Genomic DNA, 16,641 nt, shown 5'->3' on the forward strand with positions numbered 1-16,641 from the left:
AGACACCATGATTCTGAGCGAAGAACACCAGATGATCCGCGACGCCCTGCGCAGCTATGCGCAGGAGCGCCTGGCCCCGAACGCCGCACGCTGGGACCGCGAGCACTACTTCCCCAAGGACGAGCTGAAGGAACTGGCCGGACTCGGCGCCTTCGGCGTCGCGGTGCCGGAACAGTACGGCGGCGCGGGCCTCGACTACGTGTCGCTGGCGCTGGTGCTGGAAGAAATCGCGGCCGGCGACGGCGGCACCTCGACCATCATCTCGGTCAACAACTGCCCGGTGTGCTCGATCGCCATGATGTACGCGAACGAAGAGCAGAAACAGCGATTCCTGGTTCCGCTGGCGCGCGGCGAGATGCTGGGCGCCTTCGCCCTGACCGAGCCGCACACCGGCAGCGATGCCTCGGCCCTGCGCACCACCGCCACCCGTGACGGCGACCACTACGTCATCAACGGCAGCAAGCAGTTCATCACCAGCGGCAAGTACGGCGACGTGGCCATCGTCCTGGCCGTCACCGACAAAGCCGCCGGCAAGAAGGGCATCAGCGCCTTCTGGGTGGAGACGAACACGCCCGGCTACATCGTCGCCGGCCTGGAACAGAAGATGGGCCAGCACTCCTCGGACACGGCGCAGATCGTGTTCGACAACTGTCGCATCCCTGCCGCCAACCTGATCGGCGAAGAAGGCATGGGCTACAAGATCGCCCTGTCGGGCCTGGAGGGCGGCCGCATTGGCATCGCCTCGCAGTCGGTCGGCATGGCGCGCGCAGCCCATGAAGCGGCCCTCGCCTACGCCAAGGAACGCGAGAGCTTCGGCAAACCGATCTTCGAGCACCAGTCGGTGCAGTTCCGCCTGGCCGAGATGGCGATGCAGATCGAGGCCGCGCGCCAGCTGATCCTGCATGCGGCCGCGATGAAGGATGCGGGCCTGCCCTGCCTGAAGGAAGCCGCGATGGCCAAGCTGTTCGCCTCCGAGATGGCCGAGCGCGTGGTCTCGAATGCCATGCAGGTATTCGGCGGCTACGGCTACGTGGCCGACTTCCCGGTCGAGCGCATCTACCGCGACGTGCGCGTGTGCCAGATCTACGAAGGCACCAGCGACATCCAGAAGATCCTGATCGCGCGCGCGCTGTGATCCTCATCCGTCCCGCCACGACCAGCGACCTGCCGGCGCTGTTCGCCTACCTGGGTGACCAGCTGGCCGAGAACGGCCGCGAGGGCGTGCTGTTCCAGCCGCTGGCGCCAACCCTGGACGGCGTGCCGCCGGCGATGCGCGAGCGCTTCGCCACGGGCATGGCGACCCCGGTCGGCCAACCGGGCTGGCGCCACGTCTGGATCGCAATCGACGCTGCAGGCGCCATCGCCGGCCACATCGACCTGCGCGCCCGCCCGGAACCGGCCTGCAGTCACCGCACCCTGCTCGGCATGGGCGTGCGCCACGACGTGCGCCGCGCCGGCCTCGGTACGCGCCTGGTGCAGGAAGCGCTGGCCTGGGCCCGCGCCAGGGGCTTTGCCTGGGTCGACCTCGAGGTGCTGTCGCAGAACCATAAGGCGCGCGCGCTCTACGTGCGCAGCGGTTTCGTCGAAACCGGCGAAGTGCCGGACCTGTACCGCATTGGCGGCGTATCGGTGGGCGAAGTCTCGATGAGCGTGCGGCTGGGCTGAGCTCCCACTTCATGCCGCCTGCATTGACCGGCAGGCGCTCGGCCTTATACTGGCCCGATGACCACTTTCGCCCGCTCCCTCTTCCTTCCCTTGCTCGTAGTGGGTGCTTCGGCACACGCCGGCGACCTCGGCAAGGCCGACTGCCGCATCGCGCCGCTTTACCCGCCTCCGGTCGACGATGCCGTGTCGTGGTCGGGCGGCTGCAAGGATGGTTTCGCCGACGGCAAGGGCGTGCTCGAATGGCGCACGCAAACCGCGGGCAATCGCCGGCTGGAAGGGACGCTGGTGCAGGGCGAGGTCACGGGCGAAGCGATCCTGACCTACGACGCCGGCAAGTACCTCGGCTCGGTCGGGCGCGGCATGCCACATGGCCTCGGCGCGCATCTTGCGCAAGACGGCTCGACCTACGAAGGCCAGTGGCAGGGGGGCCGACGCCATGGCGTCGGCAAGGCGACGTTCGCGCTGGGCGGCAGCTACGAAGGCGAGTGGCGCGGCGGCCAGATGCACGGCCAGGGCAAGATCGTCTACAACGGCGGCCGGACCTACGCCGGGGAATTCGTCAACGGACGCGCCCTCGGCGCGGCGCCGAGATCTTCCGGCGACGCCGAACGCTTCGGGCTCAAGGAAGAGCATCCCCGCACCGGCACGAACGTGCTGCGCGACCGCGCCAGCGGTTTCGCGCCCATGGATGCGTCGTGGCAGGAACTGACGCCGCCCCAGCAGAGCCTGGTCCGCAACGCCTATCCCGCCCTCGACGACGGCGACGAACCGCCGTACCCGCTCAAGGGCACGCGCGCTTTCTTTGACGACGTGGCCAAGCTGTACCGGCGCTTCCACGACTACCGCGGCGACGCGCTGGTCTATGTCACGGTGGGCCCGGATGGCAAGCCGACCAGCGCCAGCACCTTTGGCGTGCCGCACCAGGAGTTCGCGCGCTACCTGGCGATGGTCACCATGATCCAGCGCTTCAAGCCGGCGCTGTGCGCCGGTACGCCGTGCGAAATGATCTACCCGATGAAGTTCCGCTTCAAGGTGAACTGAGAGCGGCTCAGGACACCGCGGCCTCGAGCAGGGTCACGGTCTGCGCCGCCGTATCGAGCCGCGCATGCACGCCGATCGGCACCGTGAACTGGTGGCGGATATGGCCGATCGAGTAGCCGGTCACCGCCGGGATGGTCAAGGGCTGCAGGTGCTGGTCGAAAGTCTGGTCCAGGCTCAATGAGCGCCGCCCTTCCTGCGGAGCGCAGTCTTCGCACACCCCGACGATGACGCCGGCCGCGTTCGCAAACCCGGTCGACAGGTCGAGCTGGGTCATCCAGCGGTCCAGGCGATAGGGCGCCTCGTCCACCTCTTCCAGGAACAGCAAGCTGTCGCGGAAGTCGGCCGCGTAAGGCGTGCCGGCCAGTGCGGCCACGATCGACAGGTTGCCGCCCAGGAGCGGGCCGGTGGCCACGCCTGCCGTCACGGTGCGGATGCCGAAATGCGGCATGGTGTGCGCCTTCACCACGTTCTCCGGCGCCATCGGGATCGTGTAGCTGGCCCGCGGGTCGGTGAGCACCGCCATCATGTGCTCGCGCGGATAGCTTTCCAGCGTCGACGAGGCCACCGGGCCGTGGAAAGTCACCAGCCCTACCTTGTTGTAAATCGCCAGGTGCAGCGCCGTGATGTCCGAGTAGCCGAGCAGGATCTTGGGGTTGCGGCGGATCAGGGCGTAGTCCAGCTGCGACAACAGTGAGATGCAGCCGGAGCCGCCGCGGATCGGCCAGATCATCTTCACCTCGGGGTCGGCGAACATGGCGTGCAGGTCGGCCAGACGCTGCTGCACCGAACCTGCGTAGTTGCCGAAGGCGGCGCCAAGGTAAGCACCCACTTTCACGCGCAGGCCGAGCGCTTCGATGTTCTTGACCGATTTCTGGATCAGGCGATCGTCGACCACGCCGCCGGGGGCGATCAGGCCGACCAGGTCGCCGGGGCGCAGGCGCGGTGGTTTGATGAGGCGTTTCGACGAGCGCCGGGGAGCGGCGGCGGCCAGGGTGGGTGTGGAGATGGCGGCTGCGACGGAAGCGCCGAAGCCGCGTCGGCTGATTTTCATAGGCGGTAACAAAGAAAAACGGCCCGCGCCGTGGAGGTTTGCGCCTCCCCCGACAGCGGGCCTTCCACGCCGGTCAACTTAGAAGAACTTGTAGGTCACCTGCAGGCTGAACGAGCGGCCACGCGGGTCGGCCACACGCGGTTCCCAGCTGCTGCCCGCACCGGTGTTGCTGTCGTAGGTGATCGCGAACGGAGGATCTTCGTCGAAGATGTTCTTCACGCCTGCGGTCAGCGTCAGGTTCTTGAAGCCGGTGTAGCTGGCCGTCAGGTTGTAGATCGAATACGCATCCACCTTCGGGTTGTAGTTGGTCGGCTTCACCAGGCCGTTGGCCACGCCCGGCAGCACCTGGTCGTCGTAGCCCGAACGGTAGATGTTCTGGAACAGGCCGCTCCAGTCGCCGTACTTGTAGGTCACGTAGGCGGTGTGCTTCCACTTCAGGCCCAGGTCACCGGTGAAGGTGAAGCGGCCCACTTCGCTTGGACCGAACTCCGCATTGGTGGTGGCGCGCGACTTCTTCTCCAGCAGGCGCGAACCGTCGATGCCGGCAGTCCAGATGGCGCCGGTGCTGAACTTGCCGTTGAAGCGGGCGCCCAGCTCGAGGCCGCGGGTGGTGCGCTCGCCGGCGTTGACCCAGCGCTGGTCGATACCGAAGATGTTGCCCGACGCGTCACGCCCGAAGCGCTCCGAGAACAGGTTGTAGTTCGCCACCATGGTCGCCGTGCTGAACGAGTCGATGGTGTTCTGCTTGCGGATCTCCCAGATATCGGCGTTGGCCGAGAACCAGGTGAACGGCTCGATCACGATACCGACGGTGCCCTGCTTCGCGGTCTCCGGCCCCAGGTCCGATTTACCGCCGGTGAAGATAGTCGGGGTTATCGATTCGCAGCCAGGCTTGGTTGCATCGACCAGGCCGGTCGGGCACTTGGCCGGATCGACCAGGTCCTTGCCGGCATACGGCGATTCGGTAACGCCGTTGTACAGCTGGTTGAATGACGGGGCGCGGAAGCCTTCGTTGTACGAACCGCGGAACAGCAGCTGCGGGATCGGCTGGTAGCGGAACGAGACCTTCGGGTTGGTGGTGGCGCCGATGCCGCTGTAGTGGTCGCGGCGGATCGCCAGCGTCACGTCCAGGTTCTTGATCACCGGGATCAGCAGCTCGGCATAGACCGCCTTGATGTCGCGATGCACGCCGTCCAGTGCATTCGGATCGTCGAACGGTGCATTCAGGATCACCGGACGGGCGGCCGCTGCGCGCCTGTCGCCGTTGAACTCATACCCTTCGCGGCGCAGGTCGAAGCCGACGGCGCCCATCACGGTACCGGCCGGCAGGTTGAACAGTTCGCCCGACAGCGCGCCGTCGACCTGGGTGAGGGTGGTTCGGCCGCCGTACATGACGACGCCTTCGGCCGAAGTGCTCTTGATCAGGTCGAGCGCTTCCTGCGACTGGGTCTGGCCCGGCAGCAGGAAGGGGTTGATCTTGCCGGTGCCGAGGGCATTGGCCAGGGCGACGGTGTAGTTGTAGCCGGTGCCCAGGGTCGATTCCGACTCGCTGAAGGCGCGCGAAGCGCCGACGCGGTAGTCGAAGGTGCGGCCGAACAGGTTGACCGGGCCGTCGGCGCCGACCAGCAGGCGGGCGGCTTTGGACTCGGTCACGATCTCGCGGTTGCCGCACTCCATGCAGCGCCAGCGGTAGGCGATTGGCAGGCCATAGTTGGCCGAGATGCTCGGGAACACCTTGACCAGCGCGTTATACACGTTGTTGTAGGCGGCGCCGGTACTCGGGTACCAGGAGCTGACCGGGAAGGTGGTGGCGCCCGGCGAAATCTGGTTCGGCGAGAAGCGCTTGGCCACTTCGACGTTCGAGCCCACGGCTTCGACGAAGAACTGGTGGTCGCCGCGCTGGAAGGTGGCGCGCGCCAGCGCATTGCTGCTCTTGACCGGCTGCTGCAGCACGGCCGCGCGGCCGGTGTCCCAGGCGCAGCCATAGGCGGCGCCGGCACTGTTCCACAACTTTTCATCGTAGGGGCCCTGGCCGTCGATGCTGTTGCAGCCAGCGCCGCCCGGCAGGTCGAGGATGCTGATGCCGTTATAGGTGGTGGTGCCGCCGCCCGGGATGGTTGGGCCGGTGCCGGTGCGCGACAGCAGCGACGGACCCACGGTGGTGGCGAACACGTTGGCGTGCGGCGAACCGCGGGTGTCGACCGAGACGCCGCGGTCCGGCTGGAAGGTGTTCACGAAATCGCGCTGGTCGCCGCGCAGGGCCTTGTTCTCGCGGTGCGAGAAGGTAGCCAGCACGTTCCAGCCGTCGGTCTGCAGGTCGCCCCAGCCGCCGGTGAGGGAGGCGCGGCCGATCTCGCTGCCGCCCGCTTCGGTGACGTCGACGAAGCCCTGGGCTTCCAGACCCTTGTAGTTCTTCTTCAGGATGAAGTTGATCACGCCGCCGATCGCGTCGGTGCCGTAGATCGCGGAAGCGCCGTCCTTCAGCACTTCGACGCGGTCGACCGCCGCCATCGGGATCGAGTTCAGGTCGACCGCCGAACCCTTCATGCCGTGGGTCGCGATGCGGCGGCCGTTCAGCAGCACCAGGGTCGAGTCGGCGCCCTGGCCGCGCAGGTTGGCCGAGGAGGCGCCGTTGTTGCCGCGCTGGGCGCCCGAGGTAACGTCCGCGTTCGAGGCCAGGTTGTCGGAGCCGTTGCCGTTGATGTTCAGGGTCGCGATCAGCTGCTCGGCGCTGACGATGCCCTGTGCTTCGATCTGCTTGGCGCTGATGATCTCGAGCGGCAGTGCGCCTTCCTTGGCGATGCGCTTGATGCTACTACCGGTGATCTCCACACGCTGGATCGGGCCGCTGGTCTGGATGTTCTGTGCCAGTGCCGGGCTGACCGCTCCCATCAGGGCGATCAAATGGGCGAGCTTCTTTAACTTCACGCGTTTCTCCTAACGTTTTCCCTTGGCGACCGAGGAAAGCCTGGCCGTTTTGTATTGTCGTAATGTCTAGCCATTACCTTATTCTGCGAATTCAGGATAGGCCGAGTGATTTCCGGCTATCCAATGAATTATCCGGCGGCCAGTATAACTAACAGGAATGTTTTATTTAGGAAAAACTGTATGCATCTAGGGCGACGCTCTACCAGAGCGTGCCCTTTGCGCAACATCGACATCCAGATAACGCCATTGGGTGAATTCCACCGGGTGGCGTTTGTAGTTTTTCAACCACGGATGGCGCAAATCGCCCGATAAAACGTGGGTCAGGGGTACCCATGGGTTATAGGCGTGGATCAGCTGGTTCATCTCGAAATACAGCTTTTGGCGCTCGGGGCCGTCGGTGAGCCGGCGTGCCTGCTCGTAGCGTACGTTGTATGCGGGCAGGTTGAAGCGCGAATAATTGGCGCGCCCGGCATTCGGGCCGTAGAGCAGCTGGTAGAAGTTGTCGCCGTCGGGGAAGTCGGCGATCCAGTTACTTTCGAACATCTGGACCGTGCCCAGGCGCGAGGCCTTGATGATCTCGGTCTTCTTGTCCGACTTGAAGACCACGCGCAGGCCGATCGCGTTCAGGCACTTGCGCCACAGCTCGTCGCGCAGGCGGCCGCCGACCGTGGCTTCGCTGTGCATCGTCAAGGTCAGGGCCTTGTTGTCCGGAGTACGCCGGAACCCGTCCTCGTCGCGCCGGGTGTAGCCGTGGCGGTCCAGCAGCGCATTGGCCAGGACCGGATCGTAGGGCACCGGGCTGCGGTAGTTCGGGTCGTAGCCCAGCACATTCGGCGGCAGCGGCGACTCGGCCTTGATCGCAAAGCCTTTCTTGAGCAGCGCGATGTCCTCGGCATTGTTGTACGACAGCGAGATCGCCCGGCGCAGCGCCACCTTGTCCTTGCCGTAGCCGCCGACCACCGGGTCGTTCATATTCATCCACATGTAATAGGTCTGCAGCACCGGGAAGCGCGACAAGACGATGCCGCGCGCGGCCAGCTCGGGTTTGAGCTGCCCGTCGCGCACCACCATGTCGGTCATCGATTCAGGGATCTGCTCGAGGTAGTCGTACTCGGCGTTCAGGAAGCCCAGCATGCGGCCCTGGAATTCCTCGGCAATGCGCACCTCGACCCGGTCCACGCGCGGCAGGCGCTTGCCTTCCAATGCGGCGGCGATCGCCCGGTCCTCGGCGCTGTACTGCTCTCCTTTGCCGGGCGCGGCATGGAACACGGCGGTCGAATAGGGATTGGCCAGCAGGACGATGCGGTCGCTGCGCTTCCACTCGCCCACCATGAAGGGACCTGTGCCGACCGGGTGGTTGCCGGCCTGGCCCGGGTAGGCCTCGATGACTTCGCGCGCCACCACGCCGGTGGCCGGGGTCGCGAGGTAGAACAGGAAGTTGTTGTCCGGCGCCTTGAGGCGGATGCGCAGCGTGTACCTGTCGGGCGCCTGCAGGCCGGCGACCTGCTTGTCGATGTCGTACTCCTTTTTCAGCACCTCGTCGCCCAGGATCTTCCCGTCGAACATATAGGCCCACGGCGACTTCAGGGCCGGGTTGTACAGGCGCTTGATGCTGTAGACGTAGTCCTGGGCCGTCATCTCCCGTTTCACCCCCTTGAATGCCGGGTCGGGGGTGAAATGGATGCCGGGGCGGATGCGGAAGGTGTAGGTGAGGCCGTCCGCGCTCACCTCGGGCATGGCGGTAGCCGTGTTCGGACGCAATCTGGCCGGGCGCGCCAGGTAGTCGTAGCGCAGCAGCGGGTCGAACAGGTTTTCCAGCAGCGACAAGGTAGCGTTGTCCGAAGCGGCGGCCGGGTCGAGCCCGGTCTCGCTGGTGGACAGGAACATGCGCAGCACCTTTTCCTGGGCGGGCGCCTGCGCGCCCGCGTTACCAAGGCACAGCAGGGGGAACAGGAGGGCGGCAGCGAGGCGACGTGTCATGACGAGGGCTTGAAAGCGGCGGGGAAAACGATGCGTATCATAGCCGCCGCCGCGGGAAAGCGGTGGCTTCCTTATTGCTTCACCGGCGTCAGCTCGATTTCCTGTACCTTGGGCTCGCGTTCCGGGGTGAGGGTGAATTTGACATCTACCCTCCCGCGCTCGCCGACCAGCGGGAAGCTGCCGCGCAGGCCGTTTTCGGCCTTGATCGGGCCGACCGAGGTGATGCGTCCGATCGGTTCCAGCTTTTCGCGCGCATACGCGATCCAGTCTTCACGCGAGCGGTCGAGGAACAGGTTCTCGGCCGCGATCGCGCCCGCCTGGGACGCGTCCCAGGACTGCACCAGTTGCGCCACCTGGGTATGGCGGGTGGCCAGGATCGGCGACACGGGAACCGGGCGCGGACCCAGGTCGGCGCGCTCGACCAGCATGGCCAGCGCCTTGGCGGTCGGTCCGTACACCGGCCCGTAGCGCAGGTTGGTGAAGGCGAACACCCCGACCCCATGGTCCGGTGCGAAACGGTACTGGCTGCCGAAGCCCGGCAGGCCGCCCGAATGGCCGGCGCTCACCACGCTACGGCTGTCGCGTTGCCACACCAGGCCGTAGCCATAGAAGCTGACGTTCGGGTTCGGCGTTTTCATGTCGCTCAGGGTCGCCCGGGTGGACAGGCCGGCAAATGCGTGCGGCAGCTGCATCTCGCGTACCGAGGCGCGTTTCACTGGTCCGCGCTCCGGCTCGTTGCGGGCCGGCCAGGCATCGAGGTGGAAGGCGACGTAGCGCGCAAAGTCGTCCATGGTCGTGATCAAGCCGCCCATCGCGGCGCCGTCGCCATCGGGCAGGATCGGCTCGCGTTCCCAGTGGTCGCGGTCCCAGCGGTAGCCCAGCGCCAGCTTGCCCGGCGCGGCCTGCGTGTATTCCCAGCGCGTGTTATGCATGCCGAGCGGGCGCAGGATCTGGCGCGTGACGTAGTCCTGGAAGCGCATGCCGGATGCCTTGCTCACCACCTTGCCCAGCAGGATATAACCGAGGTTGCTGTACTCGAAAGTCTGTCCGGGAGCGTTGGAGAACGAGAGGCCGGCGCCGACCAGTTGCTCGATTTTTGCGTTGGGCAGGGCCATCTGGCGGTCGCCCCAGGGATTGTCCTCGGGCAGTCCGGTGGTCATCGTCATCAGCTGGCGCACCGTCAGGGCGGGCGAATCAAGGGTCGGCAGCTGGACGCGGCGCAGTTCGGGCAGGAGATTGGCGACCGGGTCGTCGAGCCGCAGCTTGCCCTCGTCACGCAGCTTGAGCGCGGCCATCGCCACGAAGCTTTTCGTCATCGAGGCGATACGGAATTCGGTCGAACTCGTTGCCGGAATCTTGCGCTCCACATCGGCCAGGCCGAGCGCACGGGCATGCACCAGCTTGCCGTCGAGGACCACGCCGTACACCAGGCCGGGCAGGTGCTCCTTGCCGGCGAGGTCCGTGTACATCTTGTCTATTTCGGGAAGGATCGCTGCCACCCGTTCGGCCCGGCCCGTGGTGGGCTCCTGCGCAGATGCATGGGGGAAGGCGATGCTGCCGAGGACGAACACGAAGCTGCACAGGCTGGGGCGAAATGGGCGCTGCATCTGGTCTCTTCTCCGGTCAACGTGGATGACGAAAGATTATGCCCTGATTCTCGTGCCATCGAGCAAACAAAGACCCCTCATAACTTTTTCGCATGGACCAAACGCATTCTTTCATCTGCGCAGCTTGTTCCCGGCCTATACTCTCGCTGCACAATCGTACGACCTCAGCGGCGGCATCTACATGGCACTCAATTACATCTGGACCGGTTTCTTCCTCGTGGGCTTCCTGGCGGCGCTGGCCCAGTGGCTCTTCATGGGCGACACCGAGATCTTCAAGCGCATCATCGACGGCAGCTTCGACTCGGCCAAGATGGCGGTGATGGACATCGCCCTGCCGCTGGCCGGCGTCATGACCTTCTGGCTCGGCATCATGAACGTCGGCGAAAAGGCCGGCGCCATCCAGCGCTTCGCCCACGTCATCGGGCCCTTCTTCGCGCGCATCTTCCCTGGCGTGCCGCGCGAGCATCCGGCCAACGGCCACATGGTCATGAACTTCTCGGCCAACATGCTCGGCCTGGACAACGCCGCCACGCCCTTCGGCCTGAAGGCGATGGAAAGCCTGCAGTCGCTGAACCCCAACAAGGACGAGGCCAGCGATGCCCAGCTGATGTTCCTGGTGATCCAGACCTCGGGCCTCACCATCATCCCGCTGGCCGTGATGGCGCAGCGCGCGGTGCTGGGCGCGGCCAATCCGGCCGACATCTTCATCCCGACCCTGATCGCGACCTATACCGCGACGATCTGCAGCATCATCGCAGTCGGCCTGCGCCAGCGCATCAACCTGCTCGATCCGGTGATCTTCGCCTGGATCGGCGGCACCGCGGCGCTGATCGGCTCCGTCGTGGTCGGCTTCACCTACTTCCTCGACAAGTCGCAGATCCAGCTGGTGTCGACGGTGGTCGCCAACCTGGTGCTGTTCTCGGTGATCGCCATCTTCATGACCGGGGCCCTGCTCAAGAAGGTCAATGTGTTCGAGACCTTCATCGAGGGCGCCAAGGCCGGTGTCGAGACCTCGATCAAGATCATCCCCTACCTGGTCGGCATGATCGTCGCGATCAGCGTGGTGCGCAATTCCGGCATCCTGGGCCTGATCGTCAACGGCTTCGCCTGGGTCTTCGGCGCGCTCGGCCTGCAGACCGATTTCGTCGGCGCGCTGCCTACCGCCCTGATGAAGTCCCTGTCCGGCAGCGGCGCGCGCGCCATGATGATCGACGCGATCAAGACCTACGGCGTCGATTCCTTCGTGGGCCGCCTGGCCAGCATCCTGCAGGGTGCCTCGGACACCACCTTCTACATCATTGCCCTGTATTTCGGCTCGGTCGGCATCCGCAAGACCCGCTACGCAGTCAGCTATGGCCTGCTGGCGGACCTGATCGGCATCATCGCCGCCATCTTCGTCGCTTACCTGTTCTTCGGTTAAGGAATACCCATGCTGCGCCGCCTTGTCCTCGCCACCCTGCTCTGTGCCTCGTTCAGTGTCCACGCCCAGCTGCCCGCCCCGGTAGCCCAGGCGCTGGCCCAGCAGGGTCTGCCGGAAGACGCCCTCGGGGTGCTGGTGCTGAAGGGCGACACGACGGTGCTGTCGCACCAGGCCGACCGGCCGATGCAGCCGGCGTCCACCATGAAGCTGGTGACGACCATGGTCAGCCTGGAGCGCCTCGGTCCCGCCTTCCGCGGCCGTACCGAGCTGCGCACCACGGGCGAGATCGACAAGGGCGTCCTGCGCGGGAACCTGGTCCTGAAGGGCGGCGCCGATGCCGACCTGTCCGGCCAGGACCTCGAGAACATGCTGCGCGCCCTGTACTACCAGGGCATCCGCCGCATCGAGGGCGACCTGGTGCTGGACCGCAGCCTGTGGCAGCCGGCGCGCATGGAAGTCGGCCTGCCGCCGTTCGACGAGTCGCCCGAGGCCTACTACAACGTCATCCCCGATGCGCTCATGGTCAACAAGAACATGCTGCAGATCGACATGCGCTCGACAAGCAAGCGCCTGAAGCTGGAAATGCAGCCGGAACTCGACCGGGTGTCGATCGGCTCCGATATGACGCTGATCGACGCCGACTGCGCGAAATGGGAAGACGGCTGGAAGCTGCCGGAAGCGGTGCGCCAGAAGAACGGCCGCATCCAGGTGATCCTGCACGGGACCTTCCCGAAGGACTGCGCACGCAGCTACAGCATCAACGTGTTGGACCGCAATGACTACATCGAGCGCCTGTTCCGCCAGAAGTGGAAGGAACTGGACGGCAAATTCAGCGGCAAGGTGGTGGAAGGCACGGCGCCGCCTGAATCGCGCGTGCTGGCCGAGCACACTTCGCGCATGCTGCCGGAACTGGTACGCGACACCAACAAGCCCTCCGACAACCTGCTGGCGCGCACCCTGTTCCTGAGCCTGGGCAGCCTGCAGCCGGATCCGGCGGCGGGCAGCTTCGCGCTTCCACCCACCGGCGAACCGACCTTCGTGCGCGCCGACGCCGCCGTGCGCGAATGGATGCGCGCGCACCGCATCGACGACACCGGCCTGGTGATGGAAAACGGCTCGGGCCTGTCGCGTACGGAACGCATCACGGCGCAGCAGATGGCCTACCTGCTGCAGGCCGGCCTGCGCAGCAACTGGATGCCCGAGTTCCAGGCCAGCATGCCGATCGCCGGCATCGACGGCACCCTGCGCCGGCGCCTGCAGGGCACGCCGGCCGCCGGCCGTGCGCGCCTCAAGACCGGGACGCTGCGTAACGTGGTGGCGCTGGCCGGCTATGTGCCGGATGCGAACGGCGTGCAGAACGTGTTCGTGGCGATCGTGAACAGCGAGCAGGCGGGCAACGGGCGCGGGCGCGCCGTGCTCGATGCGCTGGTCGACTGGGTCGCGCGTTCCGGCGCTGTTCAACAGCAGCCGGCCGCGCCTGCAGCTCCTTAAACCTGCGCCATCCCGCCATCCACGAACAACTCGGTCCCGTTCACGAAGCTGGCATCGCTTGATGCCAGGAACAGCACCGCCTTCGCGATCTCTTCCGGCTCGGCCACCCGTCCCAAGGGCACCTGGCTGGCCAGTGCATCGAGCAGTCCCTGCTGCGCGGCCGCATCGTCGCCGGCCAGTTCCACCAGGCCCGGCGTGCGCACCGGGCCCGGGCTCACCACGTTGACGCGGATCTGGCGATCTTTCAGGTCGAGGATCCAGCTGCGGGCAAAGGCGCGCACCGCGGCCTTGCTGGCGCTGTAGACGCTGAACGCGGCGTTGCCGGTGCTGCCGGTAATGGAGCTGGTCAGCACCACCGATGCGCCTGTCGAGAGCAGCGGGATGGCTTTCTGCACCGTGAACAGCAGCGCCTTGACGTTGCGGTCGAAGGTGGCGTCGTAGTGCTCCTCGGTGATGCTGCCCAGCGCCTGCATGTCGCCGCCGCCCGCGTTCACGTACAGCACGTCCAGGCGTCCGGCCTGTTCGCGGATGCGGGAAAACAGGCGGTCGAGGTCGGCCGGATTGGTCGAATCGGCCTGGATCGCGGTCACGTTGCGGCCGATGGCCTCGGCGGCGGCGTCCAGCTCGGCCTGGCGGCGGCCGGTGATGAAGACGTGGGCGCCCTCCAGGGCGAACTGCTGGGCGGTAGCCAGGCCGATGCCGGTCGAGCCGCCGGTGACGAGTGCGATCTTGTTTGCGAGCTTGGTCATGATTTTCTCCGTTGGGTTGGTTGACGGAGACCAGTGTAGTTTGTACACGGGCAGGAATAAATCCGGTTATGATGGAATCATCTTCCATGGACATGCACAATCGGATGGATCACCTGCTCGCCCTGCGCACCTTTGTCCGGATCGCCGAAGCCGGCAATTTCACCAGGGCGGCCGACCAGCTCGGCCTGCCCCGCTCCACCGTCAGCAAGATCATCCAGGACCTGGAAGAACACCTCGGCACCCGCCTGATCCATCGCACCACGCGCCGCATCACGGTCACGCCCGAAGGCGCGCAATACCATGAGCGCGCGCTGCGCCTGCTGGCCGAACTGGAAGACATGGATGCCGAAGCGCGCCGCACGCGCGCCATGCCGAAAGGGCGGCTGCGCGTCGACGTCGGTTCCTCGATCGCGAACCTGATCCTGATCCCGGCGCTCCCCGGCTTCCAGGCCGCCTACCCCGACATCGAGCTGCGCCTGGGCGTGAGCGACCGCCCGGCCGACATGGTGGGTGAAGGAATCGATTGCGTCATCCGCGGGGGTGAGCTGGCCGAGACCTCGCTCATCGCGCGCAAGCTCTGCGAACTGGACTTCATCACCTGCGCCCACCGCGACTATATCGCGCGGCACGGCCTGCCCGCCCATCCCCGTGAACTCGCACAGGACCACCGCCTGCTCGGCTATTTTTCCTCGCTGAGCGGCAGGACAATCCCGCTGCGTTTCGAGCGGGATGGGGAGCGCATCGAGATCGGCGCCGATGGCGGCACGGCAGTGAACGAAAGCACGGCCCACGTCACCGCCCTGCTGGCGGGTCTCGGCGTGGCGCAGAGCTTCCGCTTTGCGCTGCAGCGCCACCTCGACAGCGGCGAACTGGTGCAGGTGCTGCCGGAATGGTCGCAGCCGGCGCACCCGCTGTACGTGATGTATCCGCCCAACCGCAACCTGAACGCCAAGGCGCGCGTTTTCGTGGACTGGGCGGTGAAGGTGTTCGCGGAGGTGGATACGCGCAGGATTTAAAGGCCCTGCTGCTTCAATGCCTCGATCTCGAAGTCGCCGTCGTCCATCAGGCGCAGGCCGAGATCCTGGGTACTCAGGCCCAGGCTGCGTCCCATCGATAGCAGCAGGCTCTGGCCCGGCGCCGCACGGTCCGGCATCAGCTGGTAGACCGGATCGGCATAGGCCTGGGCCGGGGTCGTGATGGTCCAGCCCATGTCCTTGAACTGCTGGACGACGTCGTCCAGCCACAGCGCATTGATCAGGTTATGGTGAAGCAGGAGCACTTGCGGGATGTCCCGCCCCTGCAGGCGCTGGGCCAGGGCGCGGTAGGCCAGCGCGCGCTGGCGAATGTGCGCCAGGTAGGCCTGGCGGACCGGCTCGACGTTCGCGTTCGGATCCGCGTCCAGCATCTGGACCAGCTTGTCGTTCAGCCGCCAGTCGCTGGTGTCGAGGCTGACGTAGCCGTTGCGGTAGCCCTGCTGGCGCAGGAAGGCGCGCATGCCGTTGCGCTTCTCGAGCGTATTCCCCTCGCGCAGGTAGGTGAAGCGGAACCATTTCTGGTAGCCCGGCAGCGCGGCGACGACGCGGTCGCAATCGAGCACTTCCTGCTGGTACTGCGCCAGCGTGACCTTGGCGCTGTCCAGGTCCGGATGCGTCACCGTGTGATTGGCGAGGGCATGGCCGCCCTGGCCCCAGGCGCGCGCCAGCGCCAGCCCTTCGGGCCGGTCGGCGCCGAAGCCGCAGGTCACGAACAGCGCAGCCTGGACCTTGTGCTTTGCCAGCGCCGCCAGCATTGCTGCATTGCGGGCCTGCGGCGACAGGCGCGGAGTAGCGGCGAGGTTCGGGCCGTCGTCAAAGGTGAACGCGACAGACTGGGCATGCAGCTGCGGAGCGAGAGCCAGGCTGATGGCGGCGAGCGCCGCGCGCAGCGCGCGTGCAGGAGAGACAGGCATGAACGGCTCCGTTCGGTGAGGGAACCGGCATTCTGGCCGCGCCGGCCGCAGGTGTCCAGCCGGCGCGCATGAACGGCGATCAGCCTTTGCGGCGGCGCCTGACTGCCAGGCCGCCCAGGCCGAGGCCCAACAGGGCAAGCGAGCCGGGTTCCGGCACTGCCGTGATCTTGGTAGTGAAGTAGGCGGCATCGTTGCTGTTCGCGTTGCCTGCCCAGATCCACTGGGCGTTCGAGGCGATGTTCGGACGCGTGTTCCAGGGCGTGACGCCATTCGCGCCCTGGCCGATCAGGCTGCCGTAGACGCCATTGAAGCCGACATTGTTGCCCTTCCAGTTCACGGTATTGGTGACCAGCGATTGCGTGCCGTTGGCGAAATAGTGCCGTTTGTCGCTGATGGCGAACTGGCCCAGCATGCCTGCCAGGCCGCCCTGGTCATAGGCGTAAATGTGCAGGTAATAGTCACGGCCGGCTTCCAGCACGACTTGGCCAGTGAAGCTCGTTTCCCAGAAATTGCCATTGCTGAAGGCAAAGCCAGTCTGGTTGTCACTGGTCGACAGGTAGGCGATGTAGCCGTTATCGACGCTGAGCGTGGTCGTCAGGGTGCCTGCGGAAACGCCGGCACTTGCAAGCAGCGCAGCCAAGGTAAGTGGATAGAGTGAAATACGCATTATTTCCCTTAGTAAATATTTGATTCTTTTAGTTAAGCAATTTAAATGCCAGCATAAAGAAATCAATTAATTCAGTTACTTAGGGAAAGCAAAT

Annotated in this window: 13 protein-coding genes; 6 read left to right on the top strand and 7 right to left on the bottom strand. The window is 65.7% G+C overall.

The window, feature by feature from the left end:
• Window positions 1–7: 7 nt before the first annotated feature.
• Genes LK539_RS12860 through LK539_RS12870 form a run of 3 tightly spaced genes read left to right on the top strand, consistent with a single transcriptional unit; the run spans window position 8 to window position 2,706 of the window.
• On the top strand, window positions 8–1,135 hold the full coding sequence (locus tag LK539_RS12860) for an acyl-CoA dehydrogenase family protein (protein ID WP_227801319.1): 1,128 nt from the start codon (window positions 8–10) through the stop codon (window positions 1,133–1,135).
• On the top strand, window positions 1,132–1,665 hold the full coding sequence (locus LK539_RS12865; RefSeq protein WP_227801320.1) for a GNAT family N-acetyltransferase: 534 nt from the start codon (window positions 1,132–1,134) through the stop codon (window positions 1,663–1,665). Before LK539_RS12860 ends, LK539_RS12865 begins: the two co-directional genes overlap by 4 nt.
• A 57-nt stretch (window positions 1,666–1,722) precedes the next feature.
• Window positions 1,723–2,706 carry an MORN repeat-containing protein gene (locus LK539_RS12870; RefSeq protein WP_227801321.1) on the top strand — a complete coding sequence of 328 codons (984 nt, stop codon included), beginning with the start codon at window positions 1,723–1,725 and terminating at the stop codon, window positions 2,704–2,706.
• Between the two features lie 7 nt (window positions 2,707–2,713).
• On the opposite strand, the gene LK539_RS12875 is transcribed toward LK539_RS12870, so the two are convergent.
• The 4 genes from LK539_RS12875 to LK539_RS12890 all read right to left on the bottom strand — a co-directional run bounded on the left by LK539_RS12875 (window position 2,714) and on the right by LK539_RS12890 (window position 10,272).
• Entirely contained in the window at window positions 2,714–3,757 is a 1,044-nt protein-coding gene (locus LK539_RS12875; protein ID WP_227801322.1) for an LD-carboxypeptidase, read from the bottom strand.
• Window positions 3,758–3,835: 78 nt separating this feature from the next.
• Window positions 3,836–6,685, bottom strand: coding sequence for a TonB-dependent receptor domain-containing protein (locus LK539_RS12880; RefSeq protein WP_227801323.1), 2,850 nt, complete (start codon window positions 6,683–6,685; stop codon window positions 3,836–3,838).
• Window positions 6,686–6,871: 186 nt separating this feature from the next.
• On the bottom strand, window positions 6,872–8,665 hold the full coding sequence (locus tag LK539_RS12885; protein WP_227801324.1) for an ABC transporter substrate-binding protein: 1,794 nt from the start codon (window positions 8,663–8,665) through the stop codon (window positions 6,872–6,874).
• A 71-nt stretch (window positions 8,666–8,736) separates the two neighbouring features.
• Window positions 8,737–10,272, bottom strand: a complete 1,536-nt coding sequence (locus tag LK539_RS12890; RefSeq protein WP_227801325.1) for a serine hydrolase — start codon at window positions 10,270–10,272, stop codon at window positions 8,737–8,739.
• A 181-nt stretch (window positions 10,273–10,453) separates the two neighbouring features.
• Between LK539_RS12890 and LK539_RS12895 the strand changes: the two genes are divergently transcribed.
• Together LK539_RS12895 and dacB are read left to right on the top strand one after the other, a co-directional pair.
• The gene (locus tag LK539_RS12895) at window positions 10,454–11,692 is read left to right on the top strand and encodes a nucleoside recognition domain-containing protein (RefSeq protein ID WP_227801326.1); all 1,239 of its coding nucleotides are present in this window, start codon (window positions 10,454–10,456) and stop codon (window positions 11,690–11,692) included.
• Window positions 11,693–11,701: 9 nt separating this feature from the next.
• Complete coding sequence (gene dacB / locus LK539_RS12900; protein WP_227801327.1) at window positions 11,702–13,183, top strand: D-alanyl-D-alanine carboxypeptidase/D-alanyl-D-alanine-endopeptidase; 1,482 nt, start codon at window positions 11,702–11,704, stop codon at window positions 13,181–13,183.
• On the opposite strand, the gene LK539_RS12905 is transcribed toward dacB, so the two are convergent.
• Window positions 13,180–13,935, bottom strand: coding sequence for an SDR family oxidoreductase (locus tag LK539_RS12905; protein WP_227801630.1), 756 nt, complete (start codon window positions 13,933–13,935; stop codon window positions 13,180–13,182). The two genes, dacB and LK539_RS12905, sit on opposite strands and share 4 nt — an antisense overlap.
• A gap of 83 nt (window positions 13,936–14,018) precedes the next feature.
• Between LK539_RS12905 and LK539_RS12910 the strand changes: the two genes are divergently transcribed.
• Complete coding sequence (locus LK539_RS12910) at window positions 14,019–14,948, top strand: LysR family transcriptional regulator (protein WP_307729104.1); 930 nt, start codon at window positions 14,019–14,021, stop codon at window positions 14,946–14,948.
• Here the strand turns inward: LK539_RS12910 and LK539_RS12915 are convergent.
• Window positions 14,945–15,880, bottom strand: a complete 936-nt coding sequence (locus LK539_RS12915; protein ID WP_227801328.1) for a polysaccharide deacetylase family protein — start codon at window positions 15,878–15,880, stop codon at window positions 14,945–14,947. The genes LK539_RS12910 and LK539_RS12915 overlap by 4 nt on opposite strands.
• Window positions 15,881–15,959: 79 nt before the next feature.
• Window positions 15,960–16,547, bottom strand: coding sequence for a PEP-CTERM sorting domain-containing protein (locus tag LK539_RS12920; RefSeq protein WP_227801329.1), 588 nt, complete (start codon window positions 16,545–16,547; stop codon window positions 15,960–15,962).
• Window positions 16,548–16,641 lie beyond the last annotated feature (94 nt).

Origin of the sequence: Massilia sp. IC2-476 (genome assembly GCF_020707295.1) — a bacterium.
GTDB lineage: Bacteria > Pseudomonadota > Gammaproteobacteria > Burkholderiales > Burkholderiaceae_D > Telluria.